Genomic DNA, 14,098 nt, shown 5'->3' with positions numbered 1-14,098 from the left:
CTCAGGCCCTGGCTTGGTTGAGCGCGGCGGACAGGGTCCGCTCGGCGAGCTTCAGCTTGTAGGCGTTCTCTTGGGTCGGCTCGGCGTCGGCGAAGACCGCGTCCGTCACCGCCTTCGCCCCGCGCGGCAGGTCGGCCTCGGCCGCCTCCACCCGCCAGGGCTTGTGCGCCACCCCGCCGAACGCGACGTGCCCGGCGCCGTCCTTGCCGAGGATCGCCGCCACCGAGACCAGCGCGTAGGCGTAGGAGGCGCGGTCGCGGACCTTGCGGTAGATGTGCGTGCCCGCCACCGGCTTCGGCAACGTCACCGCCGTGATCAGCTCGCCTGAGCGCAGCGTCGTGTCGAGCTCCGGCGCGTCGCCGGGCAGGCGATGGAACTCGGCGATCGGGATCCTGCGCTCGGCGCCCTTCGCATCGATCGTCTCGACGGTGGCGTCGAGGACGCGCATCGCTACCGCCATGTCGCCGGGATGCGTGGCGATGCAGGCGTTGCTCCCGCCGACGACCGCGAGTTGCCGGCTCACCCCGTCGAGGGCCGAGCAGCCCGAGCCGGGCTGGCGTTTGTTGCAGGCCTGGGCCGTGTCGTAGAAGTACGGGCAGCGGGTGCGCTGCAGCAGGTTTCCGGCTGTGGTCGCCTTGTTGCGCAGTTGCCCCGAGGCGCCGGCGAGCAGCGCCCGCGAGAGCACGCCGTAATCCTTTCGGACGCGCGCGTCGGCGGCGAGGTCGGTGTTGCGCACCAGCGCGCCGATGCGCAGTCCGCCGTCCGGCGTCGCCTCGATCCGGTCGAGCCCGAGCCCGTTCACGTCGACGAGGTGGGTCGGCGTCTCGATCTGCAGCTTCATCAGGTCGAGGAGGTTGGTGCCCCCGGCGATGAACTTGGCGTTCGGCGTGGCGGCGACGGCGGCTGCGGCTGCGGCCGCCGTGTCCGGGCGCTCGTAGGTGAAGGACCTCATGCGTGCCTCCGGCCGGTCTCGAGGCCGGCGACTTCGCTCATCGCCTCGACGATGTTGGAATAGGCGCCGCAGCGGCACAGGTTGCCGCTCATGCGCTCGCGGATCTCGGCCTCGGTCACGGTGGTCTGCGCGGTGAGGTCGGCGGTGACGTGGCTCGGGATGCCGGCCTCGATCTCGGCGAGCACCGCGACGCCGGAGCAGATCTGGCCCGGCGTGCAGTAGCCGCACTGGTAGCCGTCGTGGCGGATGAAGGCGGCCTGCATCGGGTGGAGGTTGTCGGGCTGGCCGAGCCCCTCGATGGTGGTGATCTCCGCGCCCTGGTGCATGACCGCCAGCGTCAGGCAGGCGTTGATGCGCCGACCGTCGACGATCATCGTGCAGGCGCCGCACTGGCCGTGGTCGCAGCCCTTCTTCGAGCCGGTGAGGCGCAGGTGCTCGCGCGCCGCATCGAGCAGGCTGGTGCGGGTGTCGAGCTCGAGTTCGCGACGCTCGCCGTTGATCGTGAACGACACCGTCGCAAGCACCGGCTGGCCCGTGGCGGCGCCCTCGGCGCGGGCGCCCGAGGGAAGAGTGGAAAGGGCCGCCGCCGCGGTCGCGGTGGCGACCACGTCGCGTCGGCTCATGTCGAGGTCTCCAGGTCGTCCCATCATGGTCTCCGAACCTGTTGCGGGGGGGGGCGACGGCCGCCGCAGGGCGTCGCCATCGAAATCGGAAATGCCGGGGGCAACTCGGACAGCCTGGATAAGCTCCAAACGACCGCGGACTTCCGACGCGGGCATTTCGCCTCGGCGAGAAGCGGATGGGTCGGCATGGCGAGGGCGGCGTGCGGTCCGTTGCCGATTCGGGTCCGAGCCGACGGTCTCGGTCGCCACTTGATCCATGATTTCAGCGGAGCCGCCCCAATTCGGGCTTGCGTAGGCAGGTGCGCGGTCGGCGCAGACAGAACCAAAGTTTGCCGCCGGCTTCGACCGTCATGTGCTTGTGCGGTTGGATGGCGGAGGCGAGCGCCGGGGCGATGGGCGGGACCCGGTCCCAGAACCGTACTCGGGCCTTCCCAATCCCAAGGCGCGCCGCAAGCTTGCAAGGGGCCTTAAGCCTTGCGCCGGTCCTCGTTCCGAGGGTCAAACGCCCGGCTCGGATCGGCTTCACGCGAGAAGAAATTTTGGGAAGTGCTGCGGGGCGGCGACCGCCTAACCGTCGTGCTCGACGGCCGAGGCCACGTCCTGCGTTCGGCACGTCCTCGGGCGCGCGACCGACCCCAGCGTGACGATCACGTCTTCGTTTTCGGTTCCACGCTGCTGCCGGGCGGGAGGCCGCGCAACGGCAGATCCGATAGGGCGAGGTTCCGCGCTACGGATTTGCGATCGACGCGGTCTCCTTCGCGGAAGAGACCGGCCGCGCCGTGCGTAGAATATTCAGACCGTCAAACGCGATCCGCCGGAGCCCCGCCCGCGCCGGAGGCGGGCGGTGTTCCGGCGCAAGGTGGCAGCGGGCTCGTTCGAGGAGCCGCGTCGGCCGTCCGATCGCGGGATCAGCGGGCGGCGCTGGCCTCGGCGACCACCTCGACGACGCGGCGGGCCTCGACGGGCTTGGCGGCGATGACCGGCTGCGGCGTGGTGAGCATGTCGCTGGTCGCGCGGGTCTGCCGGATCGTCCGGGCCTGCTCGCGGTAGAGCGGCGGGGTGAGGTTGAGCGGCTCGCCGGCCATCGCGGTGCCGGCGACGAAGGGCGCCGAAACGAGGGCGACAACGGTGAGGGCGTGGGTGAAGCGCATGACGAATCTCCGGTTGGGTCGCCTGCAGAGCCGACCGACCAAGAGATTGAAACACGGAAATGGTGCGGTGCGATATGCGGATTTTGCAACGCAACATAATGCAGGAAATTCGTAGTTCTTCTTTTATACTGCCGCCCTTCGACCGCATTCGTCCATCGAAGACCAAGTCACGCCATGCGCTGCGCGCACATGGCAATAAAACGGCGGCGCAGTATCAAAAATATCTTGTCTGGGACTAAAAGATAATTTGTGAGGCTGTACGCGTTCAACGCGCGACGACTGAAAAGTCGGTTGTACCGTCCGACACCCCGAACCCGCCGCGGTCGGAGCCGCATCACTCGACCGACGCCGGAGGAGTGGTTGCGAGGCTGGCGGCGGCCTTGACGATGGCGAGAACGTTGCGGCGCGTCGCCGCGTCGGAGATGCCGGCGAAGGTCCGGACCAGGCTCATCACCTCCGGGTCCTGCAGCAGGTGCTGGATCGACTCGCGTCCGTCGACGGCGTCGGCCGGCTCATCGAAGAAGGTCGAGACCGGTACGCCGAGAAAGTCGGCGATCGCCTGAAGGCGGGCGGCGCCCACGCGGTTGCGGCCCTTCTCGTATTTCTGGACCTGCTGGAACGTCACCCCGAGAGCCTGACCGAGCGCAGTCTGGCTCAGGCCCTGCGCCGTCCGATACGCCGCGATGCGGCTTCCGATCGACCGATCGCCATCGGTGGTGAGCTTCGGCGCATGCGTGGGCATCATCGGAACGGTCGCTTTCAGGTCGGAGGAAGCCGAGCCGGCGTCGTCGCCGGTCCGGACACGACCCAATACGCATTGCGCGCGATTGAGTTTCACACCTGAGATCAACCCGGGGTTGCAAATTCGACATAGCTTGACCGTTAGCCGGTCGCTGTGCCTGCGCAGATGCTACTGTTGCGACCCGCCGTCAGTATTCGTCCTCCGCCGCAGGCGGGCTCCGCGCGGTCCGTTCGCTGCAAGCGTTTACTGCGCTGACCAACACCTCTCGCGACGTTGCAAGCAGCGAACGTGAGAGAAAAGGCATCGTCGCCCGCGGTCGATCTCATCCGGCTGCGACCTGCGATCACTCTGCTGGCCTACGGCCGATCGGTGATCGGTCAGGCTGCGATCGGCGAGCGCCGCATCGTCGAAGCTTCGCCTTCCGCGATCGTCCGGCTGGCGCGGTCGATCGCCCGGCGCAGGATCACGATCGTATCCTCGACTGCGGTCTTCGTCGATAGCTTCGCTACCTCGGGCCCGGTCAAACCTCGAAGGGCTTGGACGAGCGAATGCTCGTAATGGTCGAGCGCCTCTTCGGCCCGTCCACCCGAGAGTTCGCCGAGGCGGACCAGGGCGACCTGCAAGGCGACGCCGAGGAAACCTTCGACGGCTCGTTTCTCGAAGCCGGCGCTGCGGTCGACGGTCATGATGCGATCTCCCTAGGCGGCGCGGACGTGCGACGGGCGTCCATGCGCCTGGTCCATGATCTCGGCGATGCGCTCGCCGACCGCGAGCGCGATCACCTCCGAGCGCTCGCCTTCGGACCGGGTCCGGCACAGGAGGGTGAGGACGTCGGTCACCCGTTGCTCCATCACCGCCAGGAGCGCGGCCGCGGCCTGGGGTTTGGCCGCCTGCACCACCGCCGCGAGGTCGTAATAGGCGTCCTCGACAAGACGGAGCGTCAGCCTCTCCACCGCCTGTTCTTCGAGTTGCGCAAGACCAGCCACGTGATCACCTGTCTTCGAGAACCTGTAATATCAACTTCCGGTTGCAATGGTTAACGCGCCGTAAACGAAACGCCGGTTCGTCGCCGGACGAAAGTCTACGGCGCGAGGTGTGGCTCGCGAGAGGCGGCATGCTCGGCCTACAGGTCCATCAGGCGACGAGTGGAGTGGGATAGTTTGGTCCACCGGTCGTCAGGGTCTCCGCGACCGGCAACCGAGACCGCGACCACCATGAGGGCGCAGGGCATCATCAGTGCGGCGATCAGCGGGAGGTACATCGGCCAGACGCAATCGAGGGTTGTTTTCTTGGTTATCCCTCAACGTAGTAAAGGCTTCGTTAAAGCTGCGTTCTCTTCGCACTCTATGCTTCTGAGCGTCTTGAACGTCGTTCGCGCCCGCCGAAGGGGAAAGGCACTTGAGCAAAGCGGGGGCATTCGCATCACGGGAGGCGCGCGCCTCACGTTAGACACCCTCGACTTCGCCGAAAGCGTCATAAGTGAATCCGATTCGGACGATATGCCGGCGAAAAATCGGTCCACCTGCCGTCAATGCTTTGCCTCTTCGGCGAAAGCAGCCAACTGTTCGGCAAGATCCAGAAGAAGCATGTCGAGGAGTAGGCGCGTCTTCGACGACGTATGCGCTTCAAGCCGCTCGCGAGCCTGTATCAGCAGGTCGACGGCGTCGCCAATGGCGCCAATGGTCTCTTCCTGCACCTTGACCTCTATCGCCATTGTGACCGTGGGGTTACATCTTGCGTCGTTCGATGCATAAGGCTAGTCCTGCCCATCACCAATATGGGTCATATCCCGCCAGAGTGCTCGGTGTCGAGGACTCTGTTTACATAGGTTAGCGATGTATGCCGGGGGGAGCATGGTCCGATACTACTTCGACATCCATGACGGCATCGACCTCCGGGACGAGGCGGGCACGGAGCTGTCGGACATCGAGGCGGCGCGGGCGCACGCGATCTCGTGCGCAGCTCGCTACGTCTCCGACCTCGATGGCGACGGACGCGGTGGCTTCATCGTGGTGACGATCCGCGACGCCGACTCCACGCTGCTCACGCTGCGCCTCGTCTGCCACATCGAAACCTCCGGCTCGTCCGCGGTCGAAACGATCCACGCCCTGCGCCGTCAAACCCAATGATCCCGGCCGCCGGCGCGGCACGTTCGTGTAGGCGGCCGCACCGGCCCGTCCGCGCCGTATCACCCCCGCCCGATGCGCCGACCGACCGCTCGCCATCCGCAGCCCGGATCGTCAGATCAGGTGAAGGTAGGACGGGTCGAACTCCGCAGTCGTCGCGAGCCCGCTCCAGTCCTGAATGATCAGCTCGCGGCGGTGGAGCGTGACCAGCCCCATCTTCCTGAGTTCCTGCAACGAGCGGTTCGCGTGCACCGACGACAGGCCCAACGCGTCCGCCAGTTCGGCCTGGGTCAGCGGCAGCAGGTAGCGCAGGTCGTCCGCCAGGGCGACCGTCCGCAGGCGGACGTACATCTCGCAGAACAGGTGCGCCATCCGGCCGACGGCCTGCCGCCGGCCGAGGCTGATCACCCGCTCGCGGCAGCGGGTGGCGTCGATCAGGGTGTCGCGCCACAGGGCCATCGCGACGTTGGTGTTGCTCTGGATCAGGGCGCGCATGTCCTTGTGCGCGACGAAGGCCACCGTGGTCTGGGCGATCGCCACGAGGCCCTGGTCCATCACGTGCAGGTGCAGGCTCTCGATGTCCGGCATGTCGCCGGGCACGTAGAACGCGAAGATCTGGCGCTGCCCGTTGGCGAGGGTGCGGCAGCGATAGGCCCACCCGTCCAGGATCAGGCAGCACTGCTTGGGCGCATCACCCTCGTGGACGATGCTGGTGCGCCCCGGGAAGGTGCGGACCGCGAATGGCAGCATCCCGATCGCGCCACGATCCCTATCCGAGAGCTGCGCGGTGCTCGCCAGTTTGCGGATCAGCAGCGCGGGCGGCGACTGGTCGGAGCCGAGCGCGTCGCTCACCAGCGGATCGATCCGAGGCGCGGCGCCCGCGCGGACATCGGACGCCCGGCATCCCCGGAGATCCGGGTGCGTCGGCCGAAAGGTCGAAGCGCGCGGAACTCGCCGCTCCCGCTCACATCGGTCCAGCTGTCGCCATCCTCGCGGGCGAAATGAGCGCAGGGCAACGTCGTCTCCGATGGGCGAAGGGGCGGGTATCCCGATTGGCCAACCAGAGATTGCGACCGGCCCGTCCTTCGAGCCGCATAGCGAAGCCCTCGCGTCTCTACGTTATCATAAGTTAAATCTGCAATGCCTGGTTGAAGCAGGGATGTCGCAAGGGAAGGACGGCGCCAGTCCCGTCGTCACGGGAAAAGCTCGCGGCCTATCCCGCGGTGTCTCGGCGATCAGCGCCGACGAGGCCTCCCGATGCCCCGCGCGGGAGCCCGATCGCGGCGCTCTGTGATCGGCCGGTCCGGTGCCGGCCGCCCGATTCGAAGCCTACGCCGCCATCAGCCGCTTGGTATTTTGGGCTACGTGCTCGCGGTATCGCGCGATCACGACCTCGGGCGAGCCGCCCATCATCAGCGTGCCGGCGGCCTCGATGCCCGCTTGGATCTTCTCGACCACCATCGACTGCATCTCGGCCGTGCCTTCGCGGCCGCCCCAGGCGAGCCGGACAAGGCGAAGCTCGACGACCTTCTGGGCTTCGAAGGCGAGCATCATCGACGAGAAGAAGGGATTGTACACGGCGTACTCCAGGCCGCTGACGGACGCGGCGCTGATCAACCGGCGCACCCGTCGAAAGGTCCCGGATCACTCGGCGACTCCGACGTAGCCGCGATCCGGGATACCGCGCGCCGGTCCGGAAGCGTCGGCGAAAATCTCCCCTCAGCCGAACGATCCGACGGCGGGCAGGGCCTTGCTGGTCGTGACCTTTCGGGCGCCGAGCGCGATGTGCGGGATGCGGGTCAGCGCCGTGCCGTACTGCTCACGGATGTGCTTTGGGACGAGCGGCGGCACCGAGGCGGATCCAGGGGCGATCCGTGCGGCGGCGCGGTGTTCGAGGTTCGACATGGTGGCTCTCCGGGTCGGGCGCACCGGGGTGCGACGGTCCATGACTGCGTTGCACCAGAGATGGGGCGCGCCGTGCTGCAGTGCAGCGAGGATGCATGCCGCGCGGCGATCTGTCCGTCCTCGTCGACGGCGGGATTCCGGCGAACCCGGGCGTCGCACGGTGCGGACGCTGAGGCTTGTACGCCCGCCGGCATGACCGCCTCGTGAAGCTCCGGCGAGACCCGTCGCGTCGGCCCCGCAAGCGGCCTTGATCGGTCCGGCGCACAAACAAAAAGCCCTGCCGGGCGAGACCGGCAGGGCCATCGGACGATCGAAAAAGGCCGTTCGACGGTGGTCAGCAGTCGTTGCTGCCCGGCTTCACCACCTTGCCTTCCGCCGGCTTCTGCTCGCCGTCGGCCGGCTTGGTGCCGGCGCCGACGTTGTTCAGGGCGCCGACCGTTCCGGGCGTCTCGGCCTTCGCGCCGGGTGTGGTCTTGGCGGTCGAGGTGCCGTCGGCCAACGAGCTCTTGTCGGCGGAGGACGACGCGCCCTGGTTGTTGGTGGTCGTGCCTACCGCGCAAGGGGCGGCGAAGGACGCGCCGGCCGTCAGCATCAGGATCGCGGCGGCGCCGGAAAGCGTGGTGATCTTGGTCATGTCTTCTCCCAGTGTGTGCCGAGAGAAGCCGACCTAGGAACGAGAGTTCCGAAACGGCCGCAGGAACCTCTTGAGGCCTTTGGCCGGATCCGCCTCGTCCGGCGCATCCGACGTGTCATCGTCCGAGTCGCCGGTCGGCGAAACACCGTCGCGATCGAGCCCATGCAGCACCTGGAGCAGCATCGGCGGCAGGGCGATGTCGTGGTCCTGCAGGAGGCGCGCCGCGTCCGCCAACGCCGCGACCTGGACCGCCGGCACCGGCCGCTTCATGATCTGGGCATCGAGCACCTCGTCGGACAAGGTTCCGATGAGGCGCAGGACCTCGGACATCTGTGTTGCGTCCCCGTGTTGCTCGGTCATGTTCGGTCCCATCAATACGCCACAGGTCGAGACCGGTACAGATCTCCTCATAAGAACGGCCAGAGACGCGCTCAGTTCTCCGGCGAGCAGATGGCACCGGAAGGTCCGAGGACGACGTCGCCCTGCTTCGGGTTGTTCACGGTGAAGGGCGCCGTATTCGTCGTCCCGAAGAAGCCCGGGCCGAGCTCCGGCTGGAAGAACCCGTCGCCGAACTTCATGAAGCAGCGGTCGAGCACCGCCTCGTAATCCAAGTGGAGCCTTGCGGCCTCCCGTCCGCCGGCGACCGGGCGTCCGAAGCGGTCCACCGATGAGCAGTACGCCGTCAGGTCGATCTGCCCGGGCCGCGACAGGCGCACGGTGGCCGAACGCCCCGGCGGGACGACGAAGGCGGGGCCTCCGTCCTGGCTCGCCACCAGCACGGCGGTCGAGCGGTTGTAGACCCGCCGCAGGCAGTCGGCGGAGGCGGTGCTTGTCAGGCTCGCCGCGACGACGGCCGAGATTGCCAGGGCCTTCACGCTCTTCGATCGGATGCAGGTCATGACAGGTCTCGCGGTGTTTCTCGAAGGCGAGCGCCCTGGGCGCCGCCGATCCGGGTCGTCAACGCGGAAGCGGCTGTGACGATCAAATTTTGCTGGGAGTTCGTTCACGTAGCGAGGGACGTCGCACCAGGCACGGCAGAGCCGACCGCACAGCTTGACATATATCTGTTCTGCATCTTAGTTAGATGCAGAACAGATATATGGTGTCGCCATGGACGAGGATGCCTTTCTGAAGGCCTACGATCCCACCGCTTTCGAGCGGCCGGCGCTGACCGTCGACCTCGTCCTGCTCGGTCTTAGCGATGGCCACCCGGCGGTGCTGCTGATCGAGCGCGCCGAGCACCCGCATGCCGGGCGCTGGGCACTGCCGGGCAGCTTCGTTCGACCGGACGAGACCCTCGACGGGGCGGCGGCGCGCGTGCTTCGCGACAAGGCCGGCTTCGATGCGATCGAGGCCGAGCGGACGCGCCTGGAGCAGCTCTACACCTTCGGCGCGGTCGATCGGGACCCGCGCATGCGGATCGTGACGGTCGCCTACCTGGCACTCCTGCCCGAGGCCGTGTTCGCGCAGGTCGAAGAGGAGAACGCGGCGCTGTCGGCGGCCCGCATCGCCGTGTCCTGGGCCGGCGAGGCGGGCGGGCCCGTCGCAGCCTTCGCGGTGCGCGACCGGGCGGGCCACGAAGCCCTGCCGCTCGCCTTCGACCACGCCGACATCCTCGCCCTGGCGATCCTGCGGCTGCGGGGCAAGCTCGACTATTCCGACGTCGGATTCGCGCTGCTGCCGGAGAGCTTCACCCTGCGCCAACTTCAGGACGTGCACGAGGCGATCCTGGGCACGTCCCTGAACAAGCCCGCCTTCCGCCGCCGGATGCTCGACCGCGGCTGGCTCGTCCCGACGGGCGCCCGCGAGGCCGGCACCTCGTTCCGGCCGGCCGAACTCTACCGTTTCCGCAAGCCGCTCTGATTCCAGCGAAAGGAGGCTCCCATGGCCACGATCCGCAACCTCGGCCCGGTCGCCCAGCTCAGGAGCGAGGCGAGCAGCCACGTCATCCGCTACCGCAACGGCCGCATCCGGCAGAGCGGGCGCGGCCTCGTGTTCTGGTTCCGGCCAGAGACCGCGAGCATCAGCGAGGTGCCGATGGACGACCGCGAGACCACTTTGTTCGTGCGCGGCCGCAGCCGGGACTTCCAGACCGTGGTGGTCCAGGGCACGATCGGCTGGCGCGTCGTCGATCCGGTGCTTCTGGCGAGCCGTGTCGACTTCTCCCTCGGGCTGCGCACCGGCCGCCCGCAGGGCGAGCCGATCGAGCGCATCGAGGCGCGGCTCGGCGGCATCGCCGGCCAGACGGTGATGCAGGCGATCGGCGGGAGCCCGGTCGGCACCCTCCTCGACGCCGGCCCCGAGCCGCTGCGCCTCGCCCTCGAAGCCGTGCTGGGGGCGGCCCCGGCGTTGGCGGAGATCGGCATCGCCGTGGTCTCGGTGCGGCTCACCAACCTCGCGCCGTCGAGCGAGCTGGAGCGCGCGTTGCAGACGCCGACCTTCGAAGCGTTGCAGCAGAAGGCCGACGCCGCGACCTTCGCGCGCCGCGCCCTCGCGGTCGAGAAGGAGCGGGCCATCGCCGAGAACGAGCTGGAGACGCGCACGGAACTGGCCCGGCAAGAAGCCGTGCTCATCGCGCGGGAGGCGGAGAACGCCCGCGACCGCGCCGCCGGCCTCGCCGAGGCGCAGGGGCTCGAGGCGGCCGCCGAAGCCGAGCGCATCCGCCTCGTCGAGGGCGCCCACGTCGAGGCCGAGCAACGCCGGGCCGCGATCTACCGCGACCTGCCGCCCGCCGTGCTCCTCGGGCTCGCCGCCCGCGAGTTCGCGGGCAAGCTCGAGACCATCGAGCACCTCAACGTGACGCCGGACCTGCTGGCCGCCGCGCTCGGCGAGTTCCGCAGGCCCGCGCCGTCGCCCGCCTTGCCGCGCTAGGGGCGTGGCATGATGGGAGGCGTGCCATGAGAGGAAGCGTGCCATGAGAGGAAGTGTGCCATGGCGGTGATCGCCCCGCGCGCGGTGTTCGTGATCCGCGAGACCGATTACGAGGCGCTGCTCGCCCGGCACGCGACCCGCGGCCAAGCCCGGTTCTTCCTGGGGAGCCGAGGCCAAAACCTGGCCGAGGTGGAGGCGCGCCACGCCCGCTTCCACGCAGTGCTCGCGCAGGCGCGGGCGGCGGTGCCGGGGGAGTGGCGACAGGCGCTGGCGCGACGCGGCGACCTCGACCGCTTCCTGTTCGCTCCCGAGGATGTGGTCGTGACGGTGGGCCAGGACGGGCTCGTGGCCAACGTGGCCAAGTACCTGCGCGACCAGCCGGTGCTCGGCGTCAACCCGGCGCCCGACCTCTACGACGGCGCCCTCGCACGTCTCGCGGTGGAGCGCCTTGGTGCGCTGCTGCCGGCGAGCGCCGCCGGGGCGGCGCCGGTCGAGCGCCGCACCCTGGTGGAGGCGGTGCTCGACACCGGGCAGCGGCTGCTGGCGCTGAACGAGATCTTCGTCGGCCATCGCAGCCACCAGTCGGCGCGCTACCGGATCGAGGCGGAGGGCGCGGCCGAGGACCAGTCCTCGAGCGGGCTCATCGTCGCCTCGGGGACCGGCCTGACCGGCTGGGCCCGCTCGATCGGGGAGGCGACGCGCCTCACCCTCGGGATCGGGGCGGAGGAGTCGGCGGTGGGCTACTGGGTGCGCGAGCCCTTCCCGAGCGTCGCCACCGGCACCACGGTGCGGGCGGGCAAGCTCGCCGGCACGGCGCTGTCCATCACCTCGCGGATGAACGAGGGCGGCGTGGTCTTCGCCGACGGGATCGAGCAGGACTTCATCGCCTTCGATTGGGGGCGGCGCGTCGAGCTCGGGCCGGCCGCGCGCAGGCTCAACCTCGTCGTCGCGTGAGCGCGCTGCGGTTCAGGCCGTGGGCTCCGCTGCGACCGCGCCCCAGCTTCGCAACGGAAAGGCCCAGTCGTAGGCCAGGTTGAAGAGGAAGGCGTACGCCACGTAGAAGCCCGCGATCGCGAGGTCCATCACCAGCGCCTCGACCAGCGAGATGCCGAGGTACCAGGCGATCGGCGGCAGCAGGATTACCAGCAGCCCGGCTTCGAACAGCACCGCGTGGCCCACCCGCAGGAGGAGGCCCTTGCGCGTGTGCCCGGTCAGCCGCTGCAGCGCGCGATCGAAACCGAGGTTGTAGACGTAGTTCCACGCCATCGCGACGAGCGCGCTGCCGACGCCGATCACCCCCATGTCGGAGGCGGGAAGGCCGAACAGCGTCGAGCCGAGCGGGATGACGAGGGCGAGCCCGATCACCTCGAAAAGGATGGCGTGGCGGATGCGGTCGCGTGTGGTTCGCATGGTCTCGTCTCGTAAAGCTGGTATAGGTTGAGCGCGTTCTATCTGCGATACTCGTGCTCGCAAGTTGGAACCTATCTCGGAATTCGATGGATGGCGGTCTCCCTCGACCAGCTCCAGGCCTTCGTGGCGGCGGCCGAAGCCGGCTCCTTCTCGGGCGCGGCGCGCATCCTGAGGAAGGCGCAATCCGCCGTCAGCACCCAGGTCGCCAACCTCGAAACCGATCTCGGCCTCGCCCTGTTCAGCCGGGCCGGCCGCAACCCGGTGCTGACTCCGGCGGGGGAGCGCCTGCTGCTGGAGGCGCGCGTGGTGCTCGACCGCCGCGAGCACCTGGTCGGCGTGGCGCGCAGCCTCGAGCAGGGGGTGGAGAACCGCCTCGTGGTGGCGATCGACGAGCTCTACCCCGAGCATGCCCTCGGCGCCCTGTTCGCGGACTTCGCCAAGGCCTTCCCGAACGTCGAGCTGGAACTGCTGTTCCCGCTGATGGAGGATGTCAGCCGCATGGTGCGGTCCGGCGCCGCCGACCTCGGCGTGATGTGGCGCCAGGAGGTCCTGCCGACGGAACTCGGCTTCCAGACCATCGGCTGGGTGCCGCTCAAGCTCGTCTGCGGCCGCGACCATCCGTTGGCGAAGGCGCGGGTGGAATGGGAGGAGCTGAAGCGCCACCGCCAGATCCTGGTCGCCGCACGCGGCGACGGGCCGGAGAAGCGCCGCCTGCGGGTGGCCGCCGAGGTGTGGTGGGTCGAGAGCCACTGGGTGATCCTGGAGATGGTCAAGCACGGGATCGGCTGGGCCTTCGTCACCGACCACGTGATCGCCGCCTCGCAGACCGCGCCCGACCTCGTGACGCCGGACCTGCAGTTCGACGCGGGCGACTGGCCGATCGCCCTCGAACTGGTCTGGCACAAGCAGCGGCCCTGCGGCCCCGCGGCCGCCTGGTTGCGCACGCGCTTTGCGGCCGAGCGCGTCGGCAGCCTCTCGGGCGAGAAGCCGCCGAGCTGAAAAGCGACTTCGCCGGCCCCCCGCGCGGGCCCGTCAGGGCTCCGCCCAGGCGGTGTGGACTGGGCCGGCGGCGGTGTCGGGCTTGGCATCGCCGATGAAGATCACCACCGGCCCGTGCTCCGCACGCCGCGGATCGTAGAAGTCGAGGAGGTCGGGGTAGAGCCGCTGGACGAAGGCCGGCCGCACGCCCGCCCGGCGCATCAGGTGGTCGATGACGACCTGGTCGCCGTGCACGCCGTTCGGCACCGGCCCGCAGGAGCCGGCCGCCATCCAGCGTTCAGGCTCGGCGGCGAAGGCGGCGTGGAGGAAAGCGAGGTCGTCGCCATCCCAGCGCAGCAGCGCGCTGGAGAGCCGGTCCTTGTGGAAGTAGTCCTCCATCGCGGCGAGGCCCGGCTCGGCCAGGGCGTCGGCCGGGCCGGTGAAGACCGTGTCGAGGTCACACAGCAGCGTCGTCCCCCGCGTCAGGCCGGGGCGGAACGCCTCCATCTTCGCCCACCACGCCGGCCAGCCCTGCCGAAGCGCGACCCGCTCGACCCCGGGGACTTCGAGCGGAAGGTCCGTGAGGCAGAGGATGCGGTCGAAGGCCGGGGCATGGCGCCGAACGCCCCGGGCAAGGCGTTCGACCCAGGTCGCGTCGTAGCGGCCGCCGCCTTTCAGGACGGTGACGAGCGTCGTCATGCGAGAA

At 68.9% G+C, this 14,098-nt stretch carries 20 protein-coding genes; 5 read left to right on the top strand and 15 right to left on the bottom strand.

All coding sequences use genetic code 11. The annotated features are described in order from the left end of the window. Position 1: 1 nt before the first annotated feature. From FV234_RS11955 to FV234_RS26195, 7 genes are all read right to left on the bottom strand, one after another. Entirely contained in the window at positions 2–952 is a 951-nt protein-coding gene (locus FV234_RS11955; protein ID WP_147752072.1) for a xanthine dehydrogenase family protein subunit M, read from the bottom strand. After that, a complete protein-coding gene (gene paoA, locus FV234_RS11950; protein ID WP_147752083.1) occupies positions 949–1,599 on the bottom strand; it encodes an aldehyde dehydrogenase iron-sulfur subunit PaoA in 651 nt (216 codons plus the stop codon). Before paoA ends, FV234_RS11955 begins: the two co-directional genes overlap by 4 nt. 884 nt (positions 1,600–2,483) lie before the next feature. Next, positions 2,484–2,726, bottom strand: coding sequence for a hypothetical protein (locus FV234_RS11945; RefSeq protein WP_147752071.1), 243 nt, complete (start codon positions 2,724–2,726; stop codon positions 2,484–2,486). Positions 2,727–3,060: 334 nt separating this feature from the next. Continuing rightward, positions 3,061–3,471 (bottom strand): helix-turn-helix transcriptional regulator, encoded by a 411-nt coding sequence (locus tag FV234_RS11940; protein WP_147829450.1) that lies wholly within the window; start codon positions 3,469–3,471, stop codon positions 3,061–3,063. A gap of 374 nt (positions 3,472–3,845) precedes the next feature. Continuing rightward, the gene (locus tag FV234_RS11935; RefSeq protein ID WP_147829448.1) at positions 3,846–4,154 is read right to left on the bottom strand and encodes a hypothetical protein; all 309 of its coding nucleotides are present in this window, start codon (positions 4,152–4,154) and stop codon (positions 3,846–3,848) included. A 12-nt stretch (positions 4,155–4,166) separates the two neighbouring features. Beyond that, positions 4,167–4,454: a hypothetical protein gene (locus FV234_RS11930; protein ID WP_147752068.1), complete on the bottom strand. Its 288-nt coding sequence runs from the start codon at positions 4,452–4,454 to the stop codon at positions 4,167–4,169. Between the two features lie 542 nt (positions 4,455–4,996). Continuing rightward, positions 4,997–5,164, bottom strand: coding sequence for a hypothetical protein (locus FV234_RS26195; protein ID WP_187273660.1), 168 nt, complete (start codon positions 5,162–5,164; stop codon positions 4,997–4,999). A gap of 157 nt (positions 5,165–5,321) precedes the next feature. Between FV234_RS26195 and FV234_RS11925 the strand changes: the two genes are divergently transcribed. Beyond that, the gene (locus tag FV234_RS11925; protein WP_147752067.1) at positions 5,322–5,597 is read left to right on the top strand and encodes a hypothetical protein; all 276 of its coding nucleotides are present in this window, start codon (positions 5,322–5,324) and stop codon (positions 5,595–5,597) included. A gap of 111 nt (positions 5,598–5,708) precedes the next feature. On the opposite strand, the gene FV234_RS11920 is transcribed toward FV234_RS11925, so the two are convergent. From FV234_RS11920 to FV234_RS11895, 6 genes are all read right to left on the bottom strand, one after another. Next, positions 5,709–6,446: a Crp/Fnr family transcriptional regulator gene (locus tag FV234_RS11920; RefSeq protein ID WP_246686182.1), complete on the bottom strand. Its 738-nt coding sequence runs from the start codon at positions 6,444–6,446 to the stop codon at positions 5,709–5,711. Positions 6,447–6,923: 477 nt separating this feature from the next. Continuing rightward, entirely contained in the window at positions 6,924–7,172 is a 249-nt protein-coding gene (locus FV234_RS11915) for a hypothetical protein (protein WP_147752066.1), read from the bottom strand. Positions 7,173–7,313: 141 nt separating this feature from the next. Next, entirely contained in the window at positions 7,314–7,499 is a 186-nt protein-coding gene (locus tag FV234_RS11910) for a hypothetical protein (RefSeq protein ID WP_147752065.1), read from the bottom strand. A gap of 334 nt (positions 7,500–7,833) precedes the next feature. Continuing rightward, the gene (locus FV234_RS11905; protein WP_147752064.1) at positions 7,834–8,133 is read right to left on the bottom strand and encodes a hypothetical protein; all 300 of its coding nucleotides are present in this window, start codon (positions 8,131–8,133) and stop codon (positions 7,834–7,836) included. A gap of 33 nt (positions 8,134–8,166) precedes the next feature. Then, positions 8,167–8,463 carry a hypothetical protein gene (locus FV234_RS11900; protein ID WP_147752063.1) on the bottom strand — a complete coding sequence of 99 codons (297 nt, stop codon included), beginning with the start codon at positions 8,461–8,463 and terminating at the stop codon, positions 8,167–8,169. Positions 8,464–8,564: 101 nt separating this feature from the next. Continuing rightward, positions 8,565–9,032: a hypothetical protein gene (locus FV234_RS11895; protein WP_147752062.1), complete on the bottom strand. Its 468-nt coding sequence runs from the start codon at positions 9,030–9,032 to the stop codon at positions 8,565–8,567. A 211-nt stretch (positions 9,033–9,243) separates the two neighbouring features. Here FV234_RS11895 and FV234_RS11890 point away from each other — a divergent pair, with 211 nt between their 5' ends. Genes FV234_RS11890 through FV234_RS11880 form a run of 3 tightly spaced genes read left to right on the top strand, consistent with a single transcriptional unit; the run spans position 9,244 to position 11,958 of the window. After that, positions 9,244–9,996, top strand: a complete 753-nt coding sequence (locus tag FV234_RS11890; RefSeq protein WP_147752061.1) for an NUDIX domain-containing protein — start codon at positions 9,244–9,246, stop codon at positions 9,994–9,996. A gap of 21 nt (positions 9,997–10,017) precedes the next feature. Next, entirely contained in the window at positions 10,018–11,004 is a 987-nt protein-coding gene (locus FV234_RS11885) for an SPFH domain-containing protein (protein ID WP_147752060.1), read from the top strand. A gap of 60 nt (positions 11,005–11,064) precedes the next feature. Then, positions 11,065–11,958 (top strand): NAD(+)/NADH kinase, encoded by an 894-nt coding sequence (locus tag FV234_RS11880; protein WP_147752059.1) that lies wholly within the window; start codon positions 11,065–11,067, stop codon positions 11,956–11,958. Positions 11,959–11,970: 12 nt separating this feature from the next. On the opposite strand, the gene FV234_RS11875 is transcribed toward FV234_RS11880, so the two are convergent. Next, positions 11,971–12,414, bottom strand: a complete 444-nt coding sequence (locus tag FV234_RS11875; protein ID WP_147752058.1) for a PACE efflux transporter — start codon at positions 12,412–12,414, stop codon at positions 11,971–11,973. A gap of 90 nt (positions 12,415–12,504) precedes the next feature. Between FV234_RS11875 and FV234_RS11870 the strand changes: the two genes are divergently transcribed. Beyond that, positions 12,505–13,413, top strand: a complete 909-nt coding sequence (locus FV234_RS11870; RefSeq protein ID WP_147752057.1) for a LysR family transcriptional regulator — start codon at positions 12,505–12,507, stop codon at positions 13,411–13,413. Positions 13,414–13,446: 33 nt separating this feature from the next. Here FV234_RS11870 and FV234_RS11865 read toward each other — a convergent pair whose 3' ends face one another. Then, positions 13,447–14,091 carry a hypothetical protein gene (locus FV234_RS11865; RefSeq protein WP_147752056.1) on the bottom strand — a complete coding sequence of 215 codons (645 nt, stop codon included), beginning with the start codon at positions 14,089–14,091 and terminating at the stop codon, positions 13,447–13,449. Between the last annotated feature and the right edge of the window lie 7 nt (positions 14,092–14,098).

It is taken from the genome of Methylobacterium sp. WL8, from assembly GCF_008040045.1.
Taxonomy (GTDB): Bacteria; Pseudomonadota; Alphaproteobacteria; order Rhizobiales; family Beijerinckiaceae; genus Methylobacterium; species Methylobacterium cerastii.
Note: the sequence above shows the minus strand (reverse complement) of the source record. Positions and strands in the feature narration are given on the sequence as shown.